Source organism: Cohaesibacter marisflavi, from assembly GCF_963665895.2.
GTDB classification, from domain to species: Bacteria; Pseudomonadota; Alphaproteobacteria; order Rhizobiales; family Cohaesibacteraceae; genus Cohaesibacter; species Cohaesibacter marisflavi.
Window position 1 is genome coordinate 3,483,675 of record NZ_OY762534.1, and the last position, 16,810, is coordinate 3,500,484.

The 16,810-nt window shown below is 56.3% G+C and carries 11 protein-coding genes; 6 read left to right on the forward strand and 5 right to left on the reverse strand.

Translation table 11 applies throughout. From position 1 onward, the window contains the following. Positions 1-23 precede the first annotated feature (23 nt). Positions 24-377, reverse strand: coding sequence for a hydroxyisourate hydrolase (gene uraH / locus ACKPCT_RS16625; protein ID WP_319567453.1), 354 nt, complete (start codon positions 375-377; stop codon positions 24-26). Positions 378-590: 213 nt separating this feature from the next. Between uraH and puuE the strand changes: the two genes are divergently transcribed. From puuE to ACKPCT_RS16640, 3 genes are read left to right on the forward strand one after another with little or no spacing between them, the layout of a single operon-like run. Next, entirely contained in the window at positions 591-2,030 is a 1,440-nt protein-coding gene (gene puuE, locus ACKPCT_RS16630; RefSeq protein ID WP_090075138.1) for an allantoinase PuuE, read from the forward strand. Beyond that, positions 2,027-2,563 carry an ureidoglycolate lyase gene (locus tag ACKPCT_RS16635; protein ID WP_319567454.1) on the forward strand — a complete coding sequence of 179 codons (537 nt, stop codon included), beginning with the start codon at positions 2,027-2,029 and terminating at the stop codon, positions 2,561-2,563. Before puuE ends, ACKPCT_RS16635 begins: the two co-directional genes overlap by 4 nt. A gap of 51 nt (positions 2,564-2,614) precedes the next feature. After that, positions 2,615-4,042, forward strand: coding sequence for a uracil-xanthine permease family protein (locus tag ACKPCT_RS16640; protein WP_319569433.1), 1,428 nt, complete (start codon positions 2,615-2,617; stop codon positions 4,040-4,042). 83 nt (positions 4,043-4,125) lie between these two features. Here the strand turns inward: ACKPCT_RS16640 and xdhC are convergent, their stop codons facing one another. From xdhC to ACKPCT_RS16660, 4 genes are all read right to left on the reverse strand, one after another. Then, entirely contained in the window at positions 4,126-4,962 is an 837-nt protein-coding gene (xdhC, locus tag ACKPCT_RS16645) for a xanthine dehydrogenase accessory protein XdhC (RefSeq protein WP_319567455.1), read from the reverse strand. Next, positions 4,955-7,315 carry a xanthine dehydrogenase molybdopterin binding subunit gene (gene xdhB / locus ACKPCT_RS16650; RefSeq protein WP_090075142.1) on the reverse strand — a complete coding sequence of 787 codons (2,361 nt, stop codon included), beginning with the start codon at positions 7,313-7,315 and terminating at the stop codon, positions 4,955-4,957. Before xdhB ends, xdhC begins: the two co-directional genes overlap by 8 nt. Continuing rightward, positions 7,312-8,769: a xanthine dehydrogenase small subunit gene (xdhA, locus tag ACKPCT_RS16655; protein WP_090075143.1), complete on the reverse strand. Its 1,458-nt coding sequence runs from the start codon at positions 8,767-8,769 to the stop codon at positions 7,312-7,314. The genes xdhB and xdhA overlap by 4 nt, the downstream gene beginning before the upstream one ends. A 184-nt stretch (positions 8,770-8,953) precedes the next feature. Further along, positions 8,954-9,769, reverse strand: coding sequence for a bifunctional allantoicase/(S)-ureidoglycine aminohydrolase (locus tag ACKPCT_RS16660; RefSeq protein WP_210186831.1), 816 nt, complete (start codon positions 9,767-9,769; stop codon positions 8,954-8,956). Positions 9,770-10,036: 267 nt separating this feature from the next. On the opposite strand from ACKPCT_RS16660, the gene ACKPCT_RS16665 reads away from it, so the two are divergent. From ACKPCT_RS16665 to ACKPCT_RS16675, 3 genes are all read left to right on the forward strand, one after another. Beyond that, the gene (locus ACKPCT_RS16665) at positions 10,037-12,196 is read left to right on the forward strand and encodes a malate synthase G (RefSeq protein ID WP_319567456.1); all 2,160 of its coding nucleotides are present in this window, start codon (positions 10,037-10,039) and stop codon (positions 12,194-12,196) included. Between the two features lie 214 nt (positions 12,197-12,410). Next, positions 12,411-13,574: an efflux RND transporter periplasmic adaptor subunit gene (locus tag ACKPCT_RS16670; protein ID WP_319567457.1), complete on the forward strand. Its 1,164-nt coding sequence runs from the start codon at positions 12,411-12,413 to the stop codon at positions 13,572-13,574. Positions 13,575-13,579: 5 nt separating this feature from the next. Continuing rightward, on the forward strand, positions 13,580-16,690 hold the full coding sequence (locus tag ACKPCT_RS16675; RefSeq protein WP_090075146.1) for an efflux RND transporter permease subunit: 3,111 nt from the start codon (positions 13,580-13,582) through the stop codon (positions 16,688-16,690). Positions 16,691-16,810: the final 120 nt, after the last annotated feature.

Consider the following 16,810-nt stretch of genomic DNA (forward strand, 5'->3'; position numbering starts at 1 on the left):
TCTGCCTGCGCATTCCGTACTGGCTAACTGCCCCGATAGGTGGAATAGCCATAGGGGGAAAGCAGCAGCGGCACATGATAGTGGCTTTCTTCGCTCATACCGAAGCGGATGGGAATAGTGTCCAGAAAGCGCGGCTCCTTCTGCATCCCCTCTGCCTCATCAAGATAGGCTCCTGCATAGAAAACAAGCTCATAGATGCCGGGTGAGAACTCTTCTCTCGGCAGGATGGCCCCATCTGTACGACCATCTTCATTGGTGATTTTGGTTGCCAGCAACGTGCGAGTCTCTCCCTCAAGCCGATAAAGCTCAATGGCCATGCCCACTGCAGGGCACCCGAGCGCCGTATCCAATATGTGGGTTGTTAGATATCCCGCCATTTATCACCATCCTTGCTTCATCTTTTCGTTTACACGAGCGCCGGTTTGCGCCCCTCACGCATTGCGCGCAAGCATATGGAATTGCATCATAATAGCATCCATTTTGAATACACTCCTTCATTATGCATAAATACCTATCGGAATTTCAAGAAAATGTGATCATATTTTAATGCTATAGAAGGAAATGGAATTAAGGAGCCGCAAGGAACCAAAATGAATAAGACGTCGACACGATATTTGCGCAATATGTCCGGCTACGGACCAACCCCACCCGCAGCCCGCTGGCCCAGCGGCGCAAAGATTGCCGTGCAATTTGTGATCAACTATGAAGAAGGCGGTGAAAACTGCATTCTTCATGGCGATGCAGCTTCCGAAGCATTCCTATCTGAAATCGTGGGTGCAGCCCAATGGCCCGGCCAGCGTCATTGGAACATGGAATCCATCTATGAATATGGCGCGCGCGCTGGCTTCTGGCGCCTTCATCGCCTGTTCACCTCCATGGGCATTCCAGCCACAGTTTATGGTGTGGCTTCAGCTTTGGCACGCAGCCCCGAGCAAGTCGCAGCCATGCAGGAAGCCGACTGGGAAATTGCCAGCCACGGCCTGAAATGGATCGAGTATAAAGACGCCGACCCGGAAAACGAAAAAGCCGACATGCTGGAGGCCATTCGTCTGCATGAGGAGGTCACGGGCGCCAAACCTCTCGGTTGGTATACGGGCCGTTGCTCGGACAACACCGTGACGCTCGCCAGCGAGATTGGCATCTTCGATTATATCTCCGATATCTATGACGATGATCTGCCTTACTGGATTGAGGCGGGAGAGCGGGACCAGCTTTTGATCCCCTATACGCTCGACTGCAACGACATGCGCTTTGCAACGGCGCAAGGCTTCAACTCCGGCGACCAGTATTTTGCCTATCTCAAGGACACGTTCGATTGCCTTTATGAGGAAGGCGAGGCCGGAACACCCAAGATGATGAATATCGGCCTGCATTGTCGCCTCGTGGGGCGGCCAGGACGGGTCATGGCGCTCAAGCGTTTCATGGAGTATGCGCAGTCGAAAGGCGATGTCTGGTTTGCCCGCCGCATCGATATTGCCCGCCATTGGCAAGAGGCCCATCCACCCGTTCGCTTCGAACGCCCCAGCCAGATGGACGAAACCCGCTTTGTCTCTCTTTACGGCGGCATCTTTGAGCATAGCCCATGGATCGCCGAGCGCGCCTTTGCCCTTGAGCTTGGCCCTAGTCATGATACGGCCGTCGGCCTGCACAGCGCGCTCTGCCGCGCCTTCCGCGCGTCTTCGAAAGAAGAAAAGCTGTCGGTTCTCAAGGCTCATCCGGATCTGGCAGGCAAACTGGCCGCAGCCAAGCAATTGACAGCAGACTCCACCTCTGAACAGGCCAGCGCCGGGCTTGATGTGCTTTCCGACGAAGAGCGTGCCCAGTTCATGGCCATGAACAAGACCTATATGGACAAACATGGCTTTCCTTTCATCATCGCCGTGCGCGACCATGACAAGGCCAGCATCCTTGAGGCCTTTACCCAGCGCATCGAGAATGACAGCGACACCGAATTTGCCACCGCTTGCAAACAGGTCGAGCGCATCGCCTTCTATCGCGTGAGCGATAGCCTTACAGGAGGCGCGCGATGAGCGATGAGGCCATCATGATTGCTCCGCTGAGCGCGGAAGCCTTCGCACCCTTTGGTGATATTCTGGAGGCGAACGGCGCCCCCACGAAGATCATCAATCAGGGTTTTTGCGGGCGCTATCATGATCTGGCCGCGCTGGATTTTGTTGCCAGCGGAGATGAGGACGGTCGCGCTGGTATTTCGCTGTTTGATGCCCAGCCGCGGTCCCTTCCCTATTGCCTCGATATGGTTGAGCGCCATCCGCTCGGCTCACAGGCCTTCCTGCCCATGAGCATGAATGCCTTTCTGGTGATCGTGGCGCCTGATGATGGGGGCAAGCCCGGCAGGCCACAGGCCTTTGAAACAACCCCCGGACAGGGCATTAATTTTCACCGCAATGTCTGGCATGGCGTGCTGACGCCGCTCAAGGCACCGGGGCTCTTTGCCGTGGTCGACCGGATTGGTAACGCGGACAATCTTGAAGAATACTGGTTCGAGGCACCCTATTGGGTGGCCGCGAGCCCAAAGACACAAAAACAAAAGCAATCAAAATAATAAGACAAGAAGTCACCGGAGGAAAAACAACATCCGTTGAGGGGTAACATGATGAAGAACAATTCGATCGGCACTCCGGAACAGCTCCGGGATCCGAATTACACACCACCATTGCTCAAGGCCATTCCGTTGGGCATCCAGCATGTTCTGGCGATGTTCATCGCCAACGTGACGCCCGCGATCATCGTCGCCGGTGCTGCCGGCTTTGGCTTTGGCTCAAACAGCCCGGACTTTCCGGAGTTGCTTTACATGATCCAGATGTCCATGCTGATTGCTGGCCTGGCAACCCTGTTGCAGACCATCACGCTTGGCCCTGTGGGCGCGGCGCTGCCTGTAGTTCAGGGCACCAGCTTTGCCTTCCTGCCCGTGATGATTCCACTGGTTGCTGGCAAGGGCATTGATGGCATGGCGGCGCTCTATACGGGCATTTTCGTCGGCGGCCTGTTTCATGCCTTCCTTGGCCTGTTCATCGGCAAGATCCGCTTTGCCCTGCCGCCATTGGTCACGGGCCTTGTGGTCATGATGATCGGTCTGGCACTGATCAAGGTCGGTATCCAATATTCAGCAGGTGGCGCCCATATGGTTGGCAAGCCTGAATTCGGCACGCTCACCAGCTGGGCCTGTGCTGCGGTTGTGATCCTCGTCACGCTCAGCCTTAAATTCTATGCGCGTGGCATGTGGGCCATTTCGGCCGTTCTTCTCGGCCTCATTGCCGGTTATGTCTTTGCCATCGGCATTGGCAAACTGTCTCCAGCCGCCATTGCCGGCTCCTGGAACAATGCTTCCGCCTTCGCTCTGCCTATGCCGTTCAAATATGGCTTTGAAATGTCCTTCGCTGCCGTCATCGGCTTCTGCCTGATGGCTGTTGTTTCCGCCATTGAAACCGTGGGCGATGTCTCCGGCATTACCAAGGGTGGTGCTGGCCGTGAAGCAACCGACAAGGAAATCGCCGGTGCAACTTATGCCGACGGTCTGGGCACAGCTGTGGCCGGTATCTTCGGTGGACTGCCAAACACCTCCTTCTCACAGAATGTGGGTCTGGTTGCCATCACCGGCGTCATGAGCCGCCATGTGGTCACCTTCGGTGCGATCTTCCTGATCATCTGCGGCCTCGTCCCGAAAGTGGGCAGCCTCATCCGCACCATTCCGATTGAAGTGCTCGGCGGCGGCGTTGTCGTGATGTTCGGCATGGTCGTGGCGTCCGGTATTTCCATGCTGGCTGACGTCAACTGGAACCGCCGCAACATGGTGATCTTCGCCATTGCCTTGTCTGTTGGTCTGGGTCTGCAGTTGGAGCCAAGCGCCTTGCAATATGTTCCAGGCACCCTGAAGGTGCTGCTGACCTCTGGTCTGTTGCCTGCGGCTCTGATTGCTGTCGTGCTCAATCTGATCCTGCCAGAAGAGCTGGCTGCGGAATCCACCGAAGAGGTCTCCGGTGGCATGGCCGGTCACAATCCGGAAGTTCAGCCCGGCGAGTGATCGCAACATTTGAATATTGAAAATCAAAAGCCCGCCGAGATCTCGGTGGGCTTTTTTATTGCCTTGATGATGCCGTGGGAATTTCAGGGCTGCTCGGACTGAGACTCTTCACTCAGCTTTGCGGGCAACAGAACGGTGAGCAGTTCGGCAGCGACCATGGCCGCAATCACCTCTGGCCTCTTGTCGCGGACCATCTCATGCGCCCCGATGGGGCAGATCAGTGCGGCAAGCCGGTTTGCTGCAAGAGTTGGCTCTTCGCGTTTCAGCCAATGGCTGAAGGTGGCCCATTTGCTCTTGGACCCGATCATGCCGACATAGGCCGCGTCCAGTCGGCCAAGCGCTTCACGAGCCAACAGGAAATCAAGGGCGTGATCATGGGTCAGGATCAGATAGGCGCTCGCTGGCGGAGCCGTGCGAATCTCTGCTTCTGGCAGGGCCGCGAGGCGTTGCTCTACGGGCAAATCCACCAACGCCAATTCCTCGGCGCGGCTATCGATGAGGATTGGCTTTACGGGGAGAAGATGCAGCGCCCTTGCAAGCGCGCGCCCCACATGCCCGGCGCCAAAGATATAGACATGGGGCTGAGCCTCATGTTGCCGTTGTTCGGAAGCGATTTCGTCCGCTTTCAGCGCCTCATCCATCTGGGTGAAATGGAGCGAGACCGCCCCTCCGCAGCATTGACCGATTTCGGGGCCAAGCGGCACATCCATCTGTTTGTTCGCTTCACTACGGGTCAGCATACGCCGGGCTTCATCAATGGCGATATATTCCAGCTGACCGCCACCGATGGTGCCATGCAAACCACCCGCAGACACATAAAGCGATGCACCGGCTTCGCGCGGCGTGGAGCCCTTGATCGCGCCAAGGGAAACTTTCACCACTCTCGCAGCCTCAAGGAAATGCGCCAGCCCCTTAGCCATCGCAGCGCCCCTTTTCCATCAGCTTGTCGATGGCCAACAAAACACGCTCCGGCGTTGCGGGCGTATCCAGCCTTGGACAGATTTTATAATCGGCCACGCTGGCCACAGCCATGGAAAGAGCTTCCAGCACGGAAATCGCTAACATGAAGGGCGGTTCGCCTACCGCCTTGGAGCGTTTGATTGTGCGTTCGGCATTCTGGGACCACTCGGCCAGTTCAACATTGAAAATACGAGGAATATCGCTGGCCAACGGGATCTTGTAGGTGCTGGGCGCATGGGTTCTGAGCCGCCCGTCCTTGTCCCACCAAAGCTCCTCGGTGGTCAGCCAGCCCATGCCTTGCACGAAGGCGCCTTCCACCTGTCCCTGATCCAGTATCGGGTTAAGCGACTTGCCCACATCATGGATGATATCGGTGCGATCAATGACATATTCCCCCGTCAGGCGATTGACGGTCACTTCCGAAACCGCTGCACCATAGGCGAAATAGAAGAAAGGCCGTCCCTGCCCCTTGTCCCGATCCCAATGGATCTTGGGAGTCTTGTAAAAACCGGCGGCGGAAAGATGCACGCGCGCCAGATAGGCCTGCTTGATGACTTCATCAAACGAGAGAAGCTTTTCACCGATCTTCACCCGGTTGGGCAGAAAGGCAATCTCATCCTCTGCCACATCCCATTTCTCGCAGAGAAAGGCCACCAGCCGCCCCTTGATCTGATTGACCGCATCAAGCGCGGCCATACCATTGAGATCTGAGCCGGACGAGGCCGCCGTGGCGGATGTGTTGGGCACCTTTTCGGTGGTCGTGCTGGTGATCTTGATCCGCTCGATGTCAACCTGAAAGGCATCGGCCACCACCTGTGCCACCTTGGTGTTGAGCCCCTGCCCCATCTCCGTGCCGCCATGGTTGAGCTGGATCGAGCCGTCGGAATAGACGTGAATGAGGCTGCCGGCCTGATTGAAGTGGGTGGCGGTAAAAGAAATGCCGAATTTGACCGGTGTCAGCGCCAGCCCCTTGCGACAAAGCCCGTGGCTGGCGTTGGCCTTGGCGTTATAGGTCAGAATATCGACGCGGCGGGCCTGATAGTCGGACTTGGCCTCCATCTCCTCGATGAGGCGCGGCAGGATATTGTCTTCCACCTGCTGATGGTAGGGCGTCAGATCCCGACCGGCATCGCCATAGAAATTGGCCTTGCGCACTTCCAGCGGATCCTTGCCCAGTGCGAAGGCGATTTCCTCGATCATCCGCTCGGCAACGACCACCCCTTGCGGCCCCCCAAAGCCACGAAAGGCGGTGTTGGACACGGTGTTGGTTTTCATCGGATGAGAGCGCAGCAGCACATTGGGGTAGAAATAGGCGTTGTCGGCGTGGAACAGCGCACGATCCGTCACCGGACCGGACAGGTCGGCGGCATATCCACAGCGCGCCATAAAATCGCCCTCCACGGCAGCAATCACTCCGTCCTCATCAAAGGCAACATCATAGTCGACGACAAAATCATGGCGCTTGCCGGTGGCCGTCATGTCATCATCCCGATCCGGGCGGATCTTGACCGGTTGGCCAAATTTGCGTGCGGCAAGGGCAGCGACAACACAGAAGATATTCATCTGCGATTCTTTGCCGCCAAAGCCACCGCCAAGGCGTCGCACCTCAACCGTCACGGAATGGGACGGGATACCGAGCACCTGCGCAACCATATGCTGGGCTTCGCTTGGATGCTGGGTAGAGGTGCGGATGAGCATATCCTCATCTTCCCCGGGAAGGGCAAAGGCAATCTGGCCTTCCAGATACATATGATCCTGCCCACCGATCCGCATCTGGCCCTTGATCCGGTTGGTAGCTCCGGCAAACCCCTTGATCACATCGCCCCGCTCCAGCTTGAGCGGCTTGGCAACATAGGGATATCCGGCTTCTTTGGCCTCAAGCGCGTCTATCTGTGCAGGTAGGGGCTCACAGGTTATCTTGGCTTCCCTCGCAGCCCTGCGTGCTTCAGCTCGTGAGCGGGCGACCACGGCAAACAGGGGCTGACCGAGAAACTCGATCTCATCGGTGGGGAACACCGGTTCATCATCCAGATGGTTGGCGCTGATGTCATTATAGCCCGGAGCAATGATATCCTTGGCGGTGATTACTCCAACCACACCTTCCATGGCTAGACAGGCGTTCAAATCGATATCGACAAGCTTGGCGTGCGCTACATCGCTCAAGCCCAGATAGGCATGCAATGTGCCAATGGGTTCACGGGTGTCATCGGTATAGTCGGCCTGTCCGCTGACATGCTTTTGCGCCGATTCATGGGGGAGATTCTTATGCACTTGTCCGCGGATTGCGTCTTCGGTCTTGATATCCTGTTTCATTCAGCGGCCTCCAGAGGCATCGTCCCCTGTTTGTCATGCCAGAATTGTTCGAACAGATTCTTGGCAACGCGCATGCGATAGTCCGCGCTCGCCCTCATATCGCTGATGGGCTGGAAATCCAGAGGCAGGCAGTCAGCGGCTGCCAACATGGTTTCGCGCGTGAAGGGCTTGCCCTTGAGGGTGCGTTCCGCTTCGGCTGCCCGTTTGGGTGTTGCAGCCATGCCGCCAAAGGCGATACGGGCCTTGGTGATCAGGCCATCCGTAATGCCAAGATAAAAGGCCGCACACAACGAGGAAATGTCCTCATCGCGCCGCTTGGAAACCTTGTAGACCCCGTGCAGGCTATCTGGTGCGGGGATGGGAATACGAATGGCTTCAACAAAATCCCCCTCCCAGCGATCCTGTTTACCATAATCGATAAAGAAGTCCTCGAGCCGGATGATGCGTTGCTCCCAGCTTTTGCGCAGAACAAGATCTGCCCCGAGCGCAATCAGCACAGGCGGCATGTCTCCTATGGGCGAGCCATTGGCGATGTTGCCACCGATCGTGCCCATATTGCGGATCTGCGGACCGGCGATCCGGGTCCAGAAGGCATCCAGATGCGGGAAATATCCGCTCATGGCCTGCTTTGCCTCGCTATAAGTCACTCCCGCTCCGATGGTGATGTGCGATTGCGAGCAGATGACCGCCTTCATATCTTCCAGATGGGCAATGAAGATCAGCGTATGCAGATCCCGTATCTCTTTGGTCACCCATAGGCCGACATCCGTGCTGCCTGCCACGATTGTGGCATGAGGTTCTTCAAGACGCACATGGGAGAAATCATCCAGATTGGCGGGCAGGATGGCGCGTTTTCCTTCTGCCTCCAACACCACGCGGGCGCCGTCATGCAAATCGATGAGCCGTTTGAAATTGGTCTTTCTTTCCCGCTCCAGCCAATCGGAGAGCGGAGAGCCGTAATCGCTGATAGCAACGGCAGCCCTGATAATGGGGGCGTAGCCGGTGCAGCGGCAGAGATTGCCCTGCAGCGCCTCTTCGATCTGGCATCGCCCCGGTTCGGGGTTGGTCATCCAGAGTGCATAAAGGGACATCACGATGCCCGGCGTGCAGAAGCCACACTGGCTGCCGTGATGATCCACCATGGCCTGCTGCACGGGATGCAGTCCACCGTCTTCATCCTTCAGTGCTTCAACGGTTACCACATGGCATCCATCAAGGCTGGGCAGAAAGCGAATGCAGGCATTGACGGCCTCATACATGAGAGTGCCTTGAAAAAGCCGCCCCACAAGAATGGTGCATGCGCCGCAATCGCCTTCTGCGCATCCTTCCTTGGCTCCGATCAGACGTCTTTCAAGCCGCAAATAATCGAGCAATGTCTCCGTTGGCGAGCACTGATCAAGGGTGATCAGCTCATCATTGAGCCAGAAGCGGATGTCTTTGCGAATTGACGGCATAACCTGAACCTCCAGACAAGATGGAATGCCCAGAATCTACGCAAAACAATCTAATGATCAGCAATTGGGCAATAACAACTCTAGTCTACCGACATTCTTTCGTGAATGCCGAAAAAGCTACGACAGTTTCAGGATTTTACAAAAAATATGGAACAAACACCATGCAACTGATGCCTTATTGGCATCATTTAAAAGGCATGTGCCGGTTTACATCCTTATAAAGCAGATAGCGGAACTTGCCCGGCCCCCCCGCATAGCAGGCCTGCGGGCAGAAAGCTCTCAGCCACATATAGTCCCCGGCCTCGACTTCCACCCAATCCTGATTGAGTTTGTAGACCGCCTTGCCCTCCAGCACATAAAGGCCATGTTCCATGACATGGGTCTCCATGAAAGGAATGACCGCGCCGGGCTCGAAGGTCACGATGGTGATATGCATGTCATGGCTCATATCCTCAGGATCCATGAAACGGGTTGTCGCCCATTTGCCCTCGGTCTTGGGCATGGGGATAGGGGCAATGTCTTTCTCGTTGGCGAAAATGGGGTCTGGCGCTGATAGCCCGTCTACCGCCACATAGGCCTTGCGGAACCAGTGAAAGACGGCGGGTGCCTTGCCCGCATTCCTGATCGTCCAGTCTGTGCCTGCGGGGATAAAACCAAAGCCGCCCTCTTCTAGCGTCTGCTCTTCTCCTGCAACATTCAGAACAATGGCGCCACCAACCACAAACAGTGCCGCTTCGGCGCTGGCATCGGTTTCGGGTCGGTCTGAACCGCCCCCTTCTTCCAGCTCGACAATATAATGGGAAAAGCTCTCGGCAAAACCGGACATGGGGCGGGCCAACACCCACATGCGCATACCGCGCCAGAAGGGCAGTTGGCTGCAGACGATATCCCGCATGGTCCCATGCGGGATAACCGCATAGCTTGGGGTAAAGACAGCCTTGTCGGTTAAAAGCTGTGACTGAGGTGGCAATCCACCCTTTGGAATGTGGTATTTTTGCAAGGACATGCGGTCCCTTCCTTCACATCTATGCCCGAATAGGCCATCATAGATCGCGGTTCAAAGCTGCCTTCATCAAACAGTCTCAACCTCTTTTTGCCAACCACGATGATCGCTGCTTTGGAAAGAAGCATCTTCTTGAAATTTGATAAAATAAATGAAATTTTCGCCTTTTCAGAAGAGAACAGTTCCGTTCATAATCGCGCACCGCAGAACCGGGCGGTTCGCGTCACGCCAACTCATACTCTCGATTGCAGCAGGACCAAGAAAATGACCAGTAGATTGGATAAATTTGGATTACGGGTAGACCCGGCGCTTTGCGCTCTGGTGGAAAAGGAAATTCTACCCGGCACCGGTGTGGATTCCGGCATCTTCTGGAAAAGTCTTTCCGATACGGTCCGTTTGCTGACGCCGAGAAATATCGAGCTTCTGGCCAAGCGCGATGCGATGCAGCAACAGATTGACACCTGGTGCAAGGGCAACAGCGGACATGCCTTCAATCAGGGCTTCTATCGCGATTTTCTTGAAGATATCGGCTATTTGCTCCCTGAAGGCGAGGATTTTGAAATCACAACAGCTAATGTGGATGAAGAGATCGCCACGCTGGCCGGGCCGCAATTGGTTGTGCCAGTGATGAATGCCCGCTTTGCACTCAATGCTGCCAACGCCCGTTGGGGTAGCCTGTATGATGCCCTTTATGGCACCAACGCCCTTGATCAATCAGGCGATCTCGCGCCGGGAAAAAGCCTCAATGAAGCCCGCGGACGCGCCGTCATTGCAAAGGCTTGTACCTTTCTGGACGAAGCCGTACCTCTGGCAACGGGGTCGCATGCCGATGTAGTCGTCTATGCCCTTAGCGCAGATAAAAGCACTCTGTCTGCCAGTTTTGCCCATGGCAACGTTACAACTCTTGGCGATGCATCCCAATATGCCGGCCATGTTGACGATAGATTGTTTCTGCTGAAAAACAATGGCCTGCATATCGAATTGCATATCGACAAGGGGCACCCGATCGGCAAGCTCTCCTCTGCTGGCGTGAAAGACATCATTATCGAATCCGCAATCAGTACCATTCAGGATTGTGAGGATTCCGTTGCTGCGGTTGATGCCGAGGATAAATGTCTGGCCTACCGCAACTGGCTTGGCCTGATGAAAGGTGACCTCAAGGACAGTTTCGAGAAGAACGGGCACATGATGACCCGAACCCTCAATCCGGACCGCACCTATGTTGCCCCTGATGGCAAACCACTGACCCTGCATGGTCGCAGCCTGTTGTTGGTGCGCAATGTCGGCCATCTGATGACCAATGACGCCATTCTGGACTGCTCGGGCAAGGCTATCTTCGAAGGCATCATGGATGCCTTCATCACGACCGCCTGTGCGCTGCATGATCTCAAGCGCAAGGGCAACAGCCGCACCGGCAGCATTTATATCGTCAAACCCAAGATGCACGGTCCTGAAGAGGTTGCCTTTGCAGAGGATCTCTTCTGTCAGGTGGAAGATGCCTTCTCGCTGCCGCGCAACACACTCAAGATCGGCGTCATGGATGAAGAACGCCGCACGACGATCAACCTCAAGGAATGCATCCGCGCTGTGAAGGATCGCATCGTCTTCATCAATACCGGTTTTCTGGATCGCACCGGCGATGAAATCCACACTTCGATGGAGTTGGGTCCCTTCCTTCCCAAGGACGAAATCAAGGCCCAGCCATGGATCGCGGCCTATGAGGACTGGAACGTCGATATTGGTCTGGAAACCGGCCTCAAGGGCAAGGCGCAGATCGGCAAGGGTATGTGGGCCAAGCCCGACGAAATGGCGGACATGATGGACAGCAAGATTGGCCATCCGAAAGCCGGTGCAAGCTGCGCCTGGGTGCCTTCGCCCACAGCAGCCACATTGCACGCTACCCATTATCATCAGGTCAATGTGGCTTCGGTTCAGGACAGTCTCAATTCCCGTCAACGCGCGGATCTGGACAAGATTCTCACAGTGCCTCTGCTGGGCCTGCGCGAGCTGGATGCCGAGACCATCCAGAAAGAGCTGGATAACAACCTGCAGGGTATTCTGGGCTATGTGGTACGCTGGATTGATCAGGGCATTGGCTGCTCCAAAGTTCCAGACATCAACAATGTGGGCCTGATGGAAGACCGCGCCACCTTGCGCATTTCCAGCCAGCATGTCGCCAACTGGCTCTATCATGAGTTGGTCGACGCCGATCAGGTTCTGGAAACCATGAAGCGCATGGCGTTGATTGTGGACGGGCAGAATGCAGGGGATCCTGCCTACACCCCGATGGGTGGCAATTTCGATGGCTCTGTTGCCTTTCAGGCGGCATGCGATCTGGTCTTCAAGGGCAGAGAGCAACCGAGCGGCTATACCGAGCCGCTGCTGCACTCCCGCCGCAGAGAGGCTAAACAGCTGGTGAGCTAGATACAGCCTAAAAGGAAACTGCTATGAAGCCCTGCCATCTGGCGGGGCTTTTTGCTTTCCGCAAACGGCAGATGATACCGGAATTCGTATGTCCGCCCAGAAGAAAGCGGATACAATCGGTTACAATAATGGGCTAAATGTTACTTGAAACGGCCACAAACCGATAAGATAAAAGTATAACTTTGTACATATTTGCCCCATACGGACAAACCAGATGAAACATATTTTAAGCCTGATCGCTGCGGCGATTCTCATATTTGCTGCCTATATTTATCAATTTGGAATGCCCGCGGGCATCTCTGCCCTCTTTTCAGATAAAACCGACCAGACCGCGTCCGGGCAACAGGGCGGAGCGCCACAAGCCAATAGTGGCCGACGCGCCAGAGGCTCCAGCGCCACCTATGTTACGCTGGCTGACGTGGCTTTCCGGCCCTATGAAGATACATTCAGCTCCATCGGCACGGGTGTCGCCAAGCAGAGTGTCACGCTGGTCTCTGAAGTGTCCGGCCAAATCAAACAGGTCATGTTTGAAGGCACCCCGCAAGTGTCCGCCGGTGATGTTCTGTTGCAGCTGGAAAATACCAGCCAACGCATCAATGTTGAAATCGCCCAGGCGAACCTGTCTCAGGCAGAAGACACCCTAGAGCGCTATAATCTGCTGCAATCGCGCAATAGCGGCATCGTGACAGCCACGAGCATGAAGGAGTCCGAATCGGCAGTGGCCGTTGCGCGCGGCAATTTGGCTCTCGCCCAGAAAGAGCTTGAAGACCGCACGATCAAGAGCCCGATTGATGGTCGCCTCGGGCTGGTGGAATGGGAGGTTGGTGATTTTCTCTCCAATGGGGCTGAAATTGTCGACATCAACAATACGGAAACCATTCTCGTCACGTTCGAACTGCCAGAGCGCGCCATGAATTTGTTGGAGTTGGACAAAGACGTATTCGCAACGACACCGGCCATCAATGGCAAGATATTTAACGGCAAGATCATCGCCTTTGACAGCACCATCGACGAAACCACCCGTACGATCACAGTCAAGGCAGAAATCGACAATCATGAAGGGCGCCTCTGGCCCGGCATGACCTTTGAAGTGATGCTGCGCCAAGCAACCGAACCGCTGGCAGCCGTGCCCGCCATGGCGCTGACATGGACGCGTGATGGCACGCAGGTCTGGCTGGCTGAAGAAGGCAAGGTGCGGGCTGTTCCCGTCATTTTCCGCTATCGGCAGGATGATACCATCTGGATCGAGAGCGATGACCTCAAGCAAGGCACGAAAGTGGTCGTGGAAGGCGTGCAGAAGCTGCGCCCGGGCGCGTCCATTGTGGCTGAAGAGACCTCGCCCCCTTCCTCCGACGCCCCATCCCCATCTGCGGAGTAACCTAGATGTCGAACAAGCATGTTGAAGGCATGACGCGCATCTTTGTTGCCCGTCCCATTCTGGCCTTCGTACTCAACCTGTTGATCATCATTGCCGGTATTGCGGCGCTCTCGGGTGTCGAAGTGCGCGAAATGCCTGACGTTGACAAACCGTCTTTGTCCATTCGCACCAATTATGACGGCGCTTCGGCCGAAGTGGTCGACAGGGAAATCACATCGGTGCTGGAAGATGCCTTCGGGGCGCTGGATGGCGTCAAGGGTATTTCTTCCACCTCTAGCTATGGCCGCAGCCGCATCACGCTGGACCTGAACAGCGATAGCGACGTGGATATTGCCGCCAACGAAGCGCGCGAGATCGTCTCCCAGACCATGCGCCAGTTGCCTGATGATGTGGAAGATCCGACCGTGCGCAAGAGCAATGCAGATGCCGATCCGATCATTCGCCTTGCGTTATCGGGCAATAAGAGCCTTGCCGAGCTGACGACCCTCGCTGAGGGCCAGATCACCGACAGGCTTAATCTGGTGGAAGGCATTGCTGAAATCACGGTGACCGGTGCCAAGGCCAATGAGTTCCGCATCAATGTCTCCATGCCCGCGCTGCTGGCCCGTGGATTGACGCTCAATGACATCAGCACCACACTCAGAACCCTGCGCAATGACTATTCGCTGGGCTCGGTTGATAGCGACACAAGCACGACGACGCTCCGTTCTGTCAATCCGGACGTCACGGCTGAAATGATCGGCAAACTGCGCATCAACGCAACCACTTATGTGTCCGACATCGCCAATGTGCAGTTGACAGGCGAAGACACTACGCAAGCCGCCCGTGTCAATGGCCGCCCATCTATCGGCCTCGATATCGTGCGCCAGTCTGTCGGCAACACGCTGACAATCTCGCAGGATGTGCGGCAGGCAGTCGAAGAACTACAGGGGCAGTTGCCTGAAGGCGTTGCCCTGACAACCACCACCGATGACGGTATCTTCATCGAGGGCTCCATTCAGGAGGTAACCAAATCCATCCTGCTGGCCGTGGCCATCGTGATTGTCGTGATCTTCCTGTTCTTGCGCTCCTGGCGGGCCACCATCATTCCGGCCATTGCCATTCCGGTTGCCCTGATCGGGACGCTTGCGGCCATCTGGATCGTCGGATTTTCGGTCAACACCATCAGCCTGTTGGCTCTCGTGCTTGCCACCGGCATGGTGGTGGATGATGCCATTGTGGTGGTGGAGAATATCGTACGTCGCCGCCATGAGGGCGAAGGCGCGCGTTTTGCTGCCGTAACGGGCACCAACGAGGTGTTTTTCGCGGTGATCTCCACCACGGCAACGCTGGCCGCCGTGTTCATTCCCATTTCCTTCCTGCCCGGACAGGCGGGCGGCGTGTTTTCCGAGTTCGGCTTCGTGCTCGCCTTCTGCGTCACCCTGTCTTCTCTTGTGGCCCTCACCATGGCGCCAATGCTGGCGTCCATTCTCGATCCGGGCAAGCCATCCCGAAAGATGCTGGCAGCCAGCGAAAAGGACGACTATTTCGAGGACAGCCTGCCCAAGAAGCTGTTCCTGAAGGTCATCGACAAGGCCATACGCTTCCCGCTGCTGACCATCGGTATCGCCATTGCCTTTGCAGTCTTTGCCATCGGGGCTGCGCAGAATCTCACCAGCACCCTGACGCCATCCGAAGACCGGGGCATGTTCTTCATGATTGTCTCCGGACCGGTTGGTGGGGCCAATGACTATATGAACGAGCAGACAGAACAGGTGGAAGAGATTCTCGCTCCCTATCGCGACAGCGGCGAGATCACATCCGTATTGAGCCTGATTGGCCGCGGCGGCGGTACCCGCGCCTTCGTAATTGTCCGTCTGGCCAACTGGGCGGATCGAGAACGCGACCAGCAGGCGATTCTGGCTGAATTGAACCGCAAATTCACCCAGATTCCAGGCATTCGCGTCATCGCCCGCTCGGGCAACTCGCTCGGCATTCGCGGCGGTGGCTCTGGGCTCAGTTTCGCGGTTACAGGGAACGATTATCCAAGGTTGGTAGAAGGCGCGGACACGCTGATTGCCGCCATGGAACAAGATCCCACCTTCACCAACCCGCAACTGCGCTCCAATGATACCTCCCTACAGATCAGCGTAGACATTGACAGAGACCGGGCGCTTGAGCTGGGCATCACACCGGACACAGTCGCCGACACCATTTCGGCGGTAACGCAGGGATTGACCCCGACCTCGGTTTTCATCGACGGGGAAGAGGTTGATCTCACTGTCAATCCCGATGGGGGCTGGCCGGTCAATGATGCCAGCGATCTGGAGCGCATGTTTGCCCGTACCAGCGAGGGTAACATCATTCCGCTTTCCTCGGTTGCCACCTTCCAGCAGGTGCTCAGTCAGGCATCTTATGCGCGAGAAGGCGGCTCATTGGCGATTTCCATCAACGCCAATCTGCCCCAAGGGGTAGATCTGGGACAGGCGGTTGAGCGCATGCGTGCCATCGCGCAAGATGTCCTGCCCCAAGGCACCAGCGTAACCCTGCTTGGCGAAGCCGCCGAGCTGGATTCGGGACGGGCCGGAACCCTGCTGATCTTCGGCATTGCCGCGATCATCGTGTTCCTTGTTCTTGCCGCCCAGTTTGAAAGCTTCGTCTCGGCGCTGATCATCATGATCACAGTGCCGTTTGGCCTTGCGGCCGCCATGCTGGCGATCCTGATCACGGGCGGAACGCTCAACTATTACAGCCAGATCGGCCTTGTGATGTTGATCGGTGTGATGGCCAAAAACGGCATTCTGATCGTGGAATTTGCAAACCAGCTGCGCGAGCGGGGACAGGATATCGACAGCGCCATCCGCGATGCCGTCAGCCTGCGTATTCGTCCGGTGATGATGACCATGGTGTCCACCGTCTTTGGCGGCTTGCCTCTGATCCTGACCTCGGGCGCCGGAGCAGAGGCACGCATCGCGGTCGGCTGGGTCGTGGTGGGCGGTTTGGGCTTTGCCACCCTGTTCACCCTTTTCCTTATTCCTGTTCTCTATCGCTGGATTGCCCCCTTGGGCGGAGAACCGGGCGCGGCCAGCCATCGGCTGGATCAGGAAGTGGCCTCTCATATTGGCTTGACGGACTAAAGCTTAGGACCTTGATGTGCAGGCATGCCAGAGCATCGTCTGTCGCCAGAAAAAAGATACAAAAAGAGGCTCCCGGACGTTTTGTCCGGGAGCCTCTTTTCAATTCATAGGCCTCGCTGC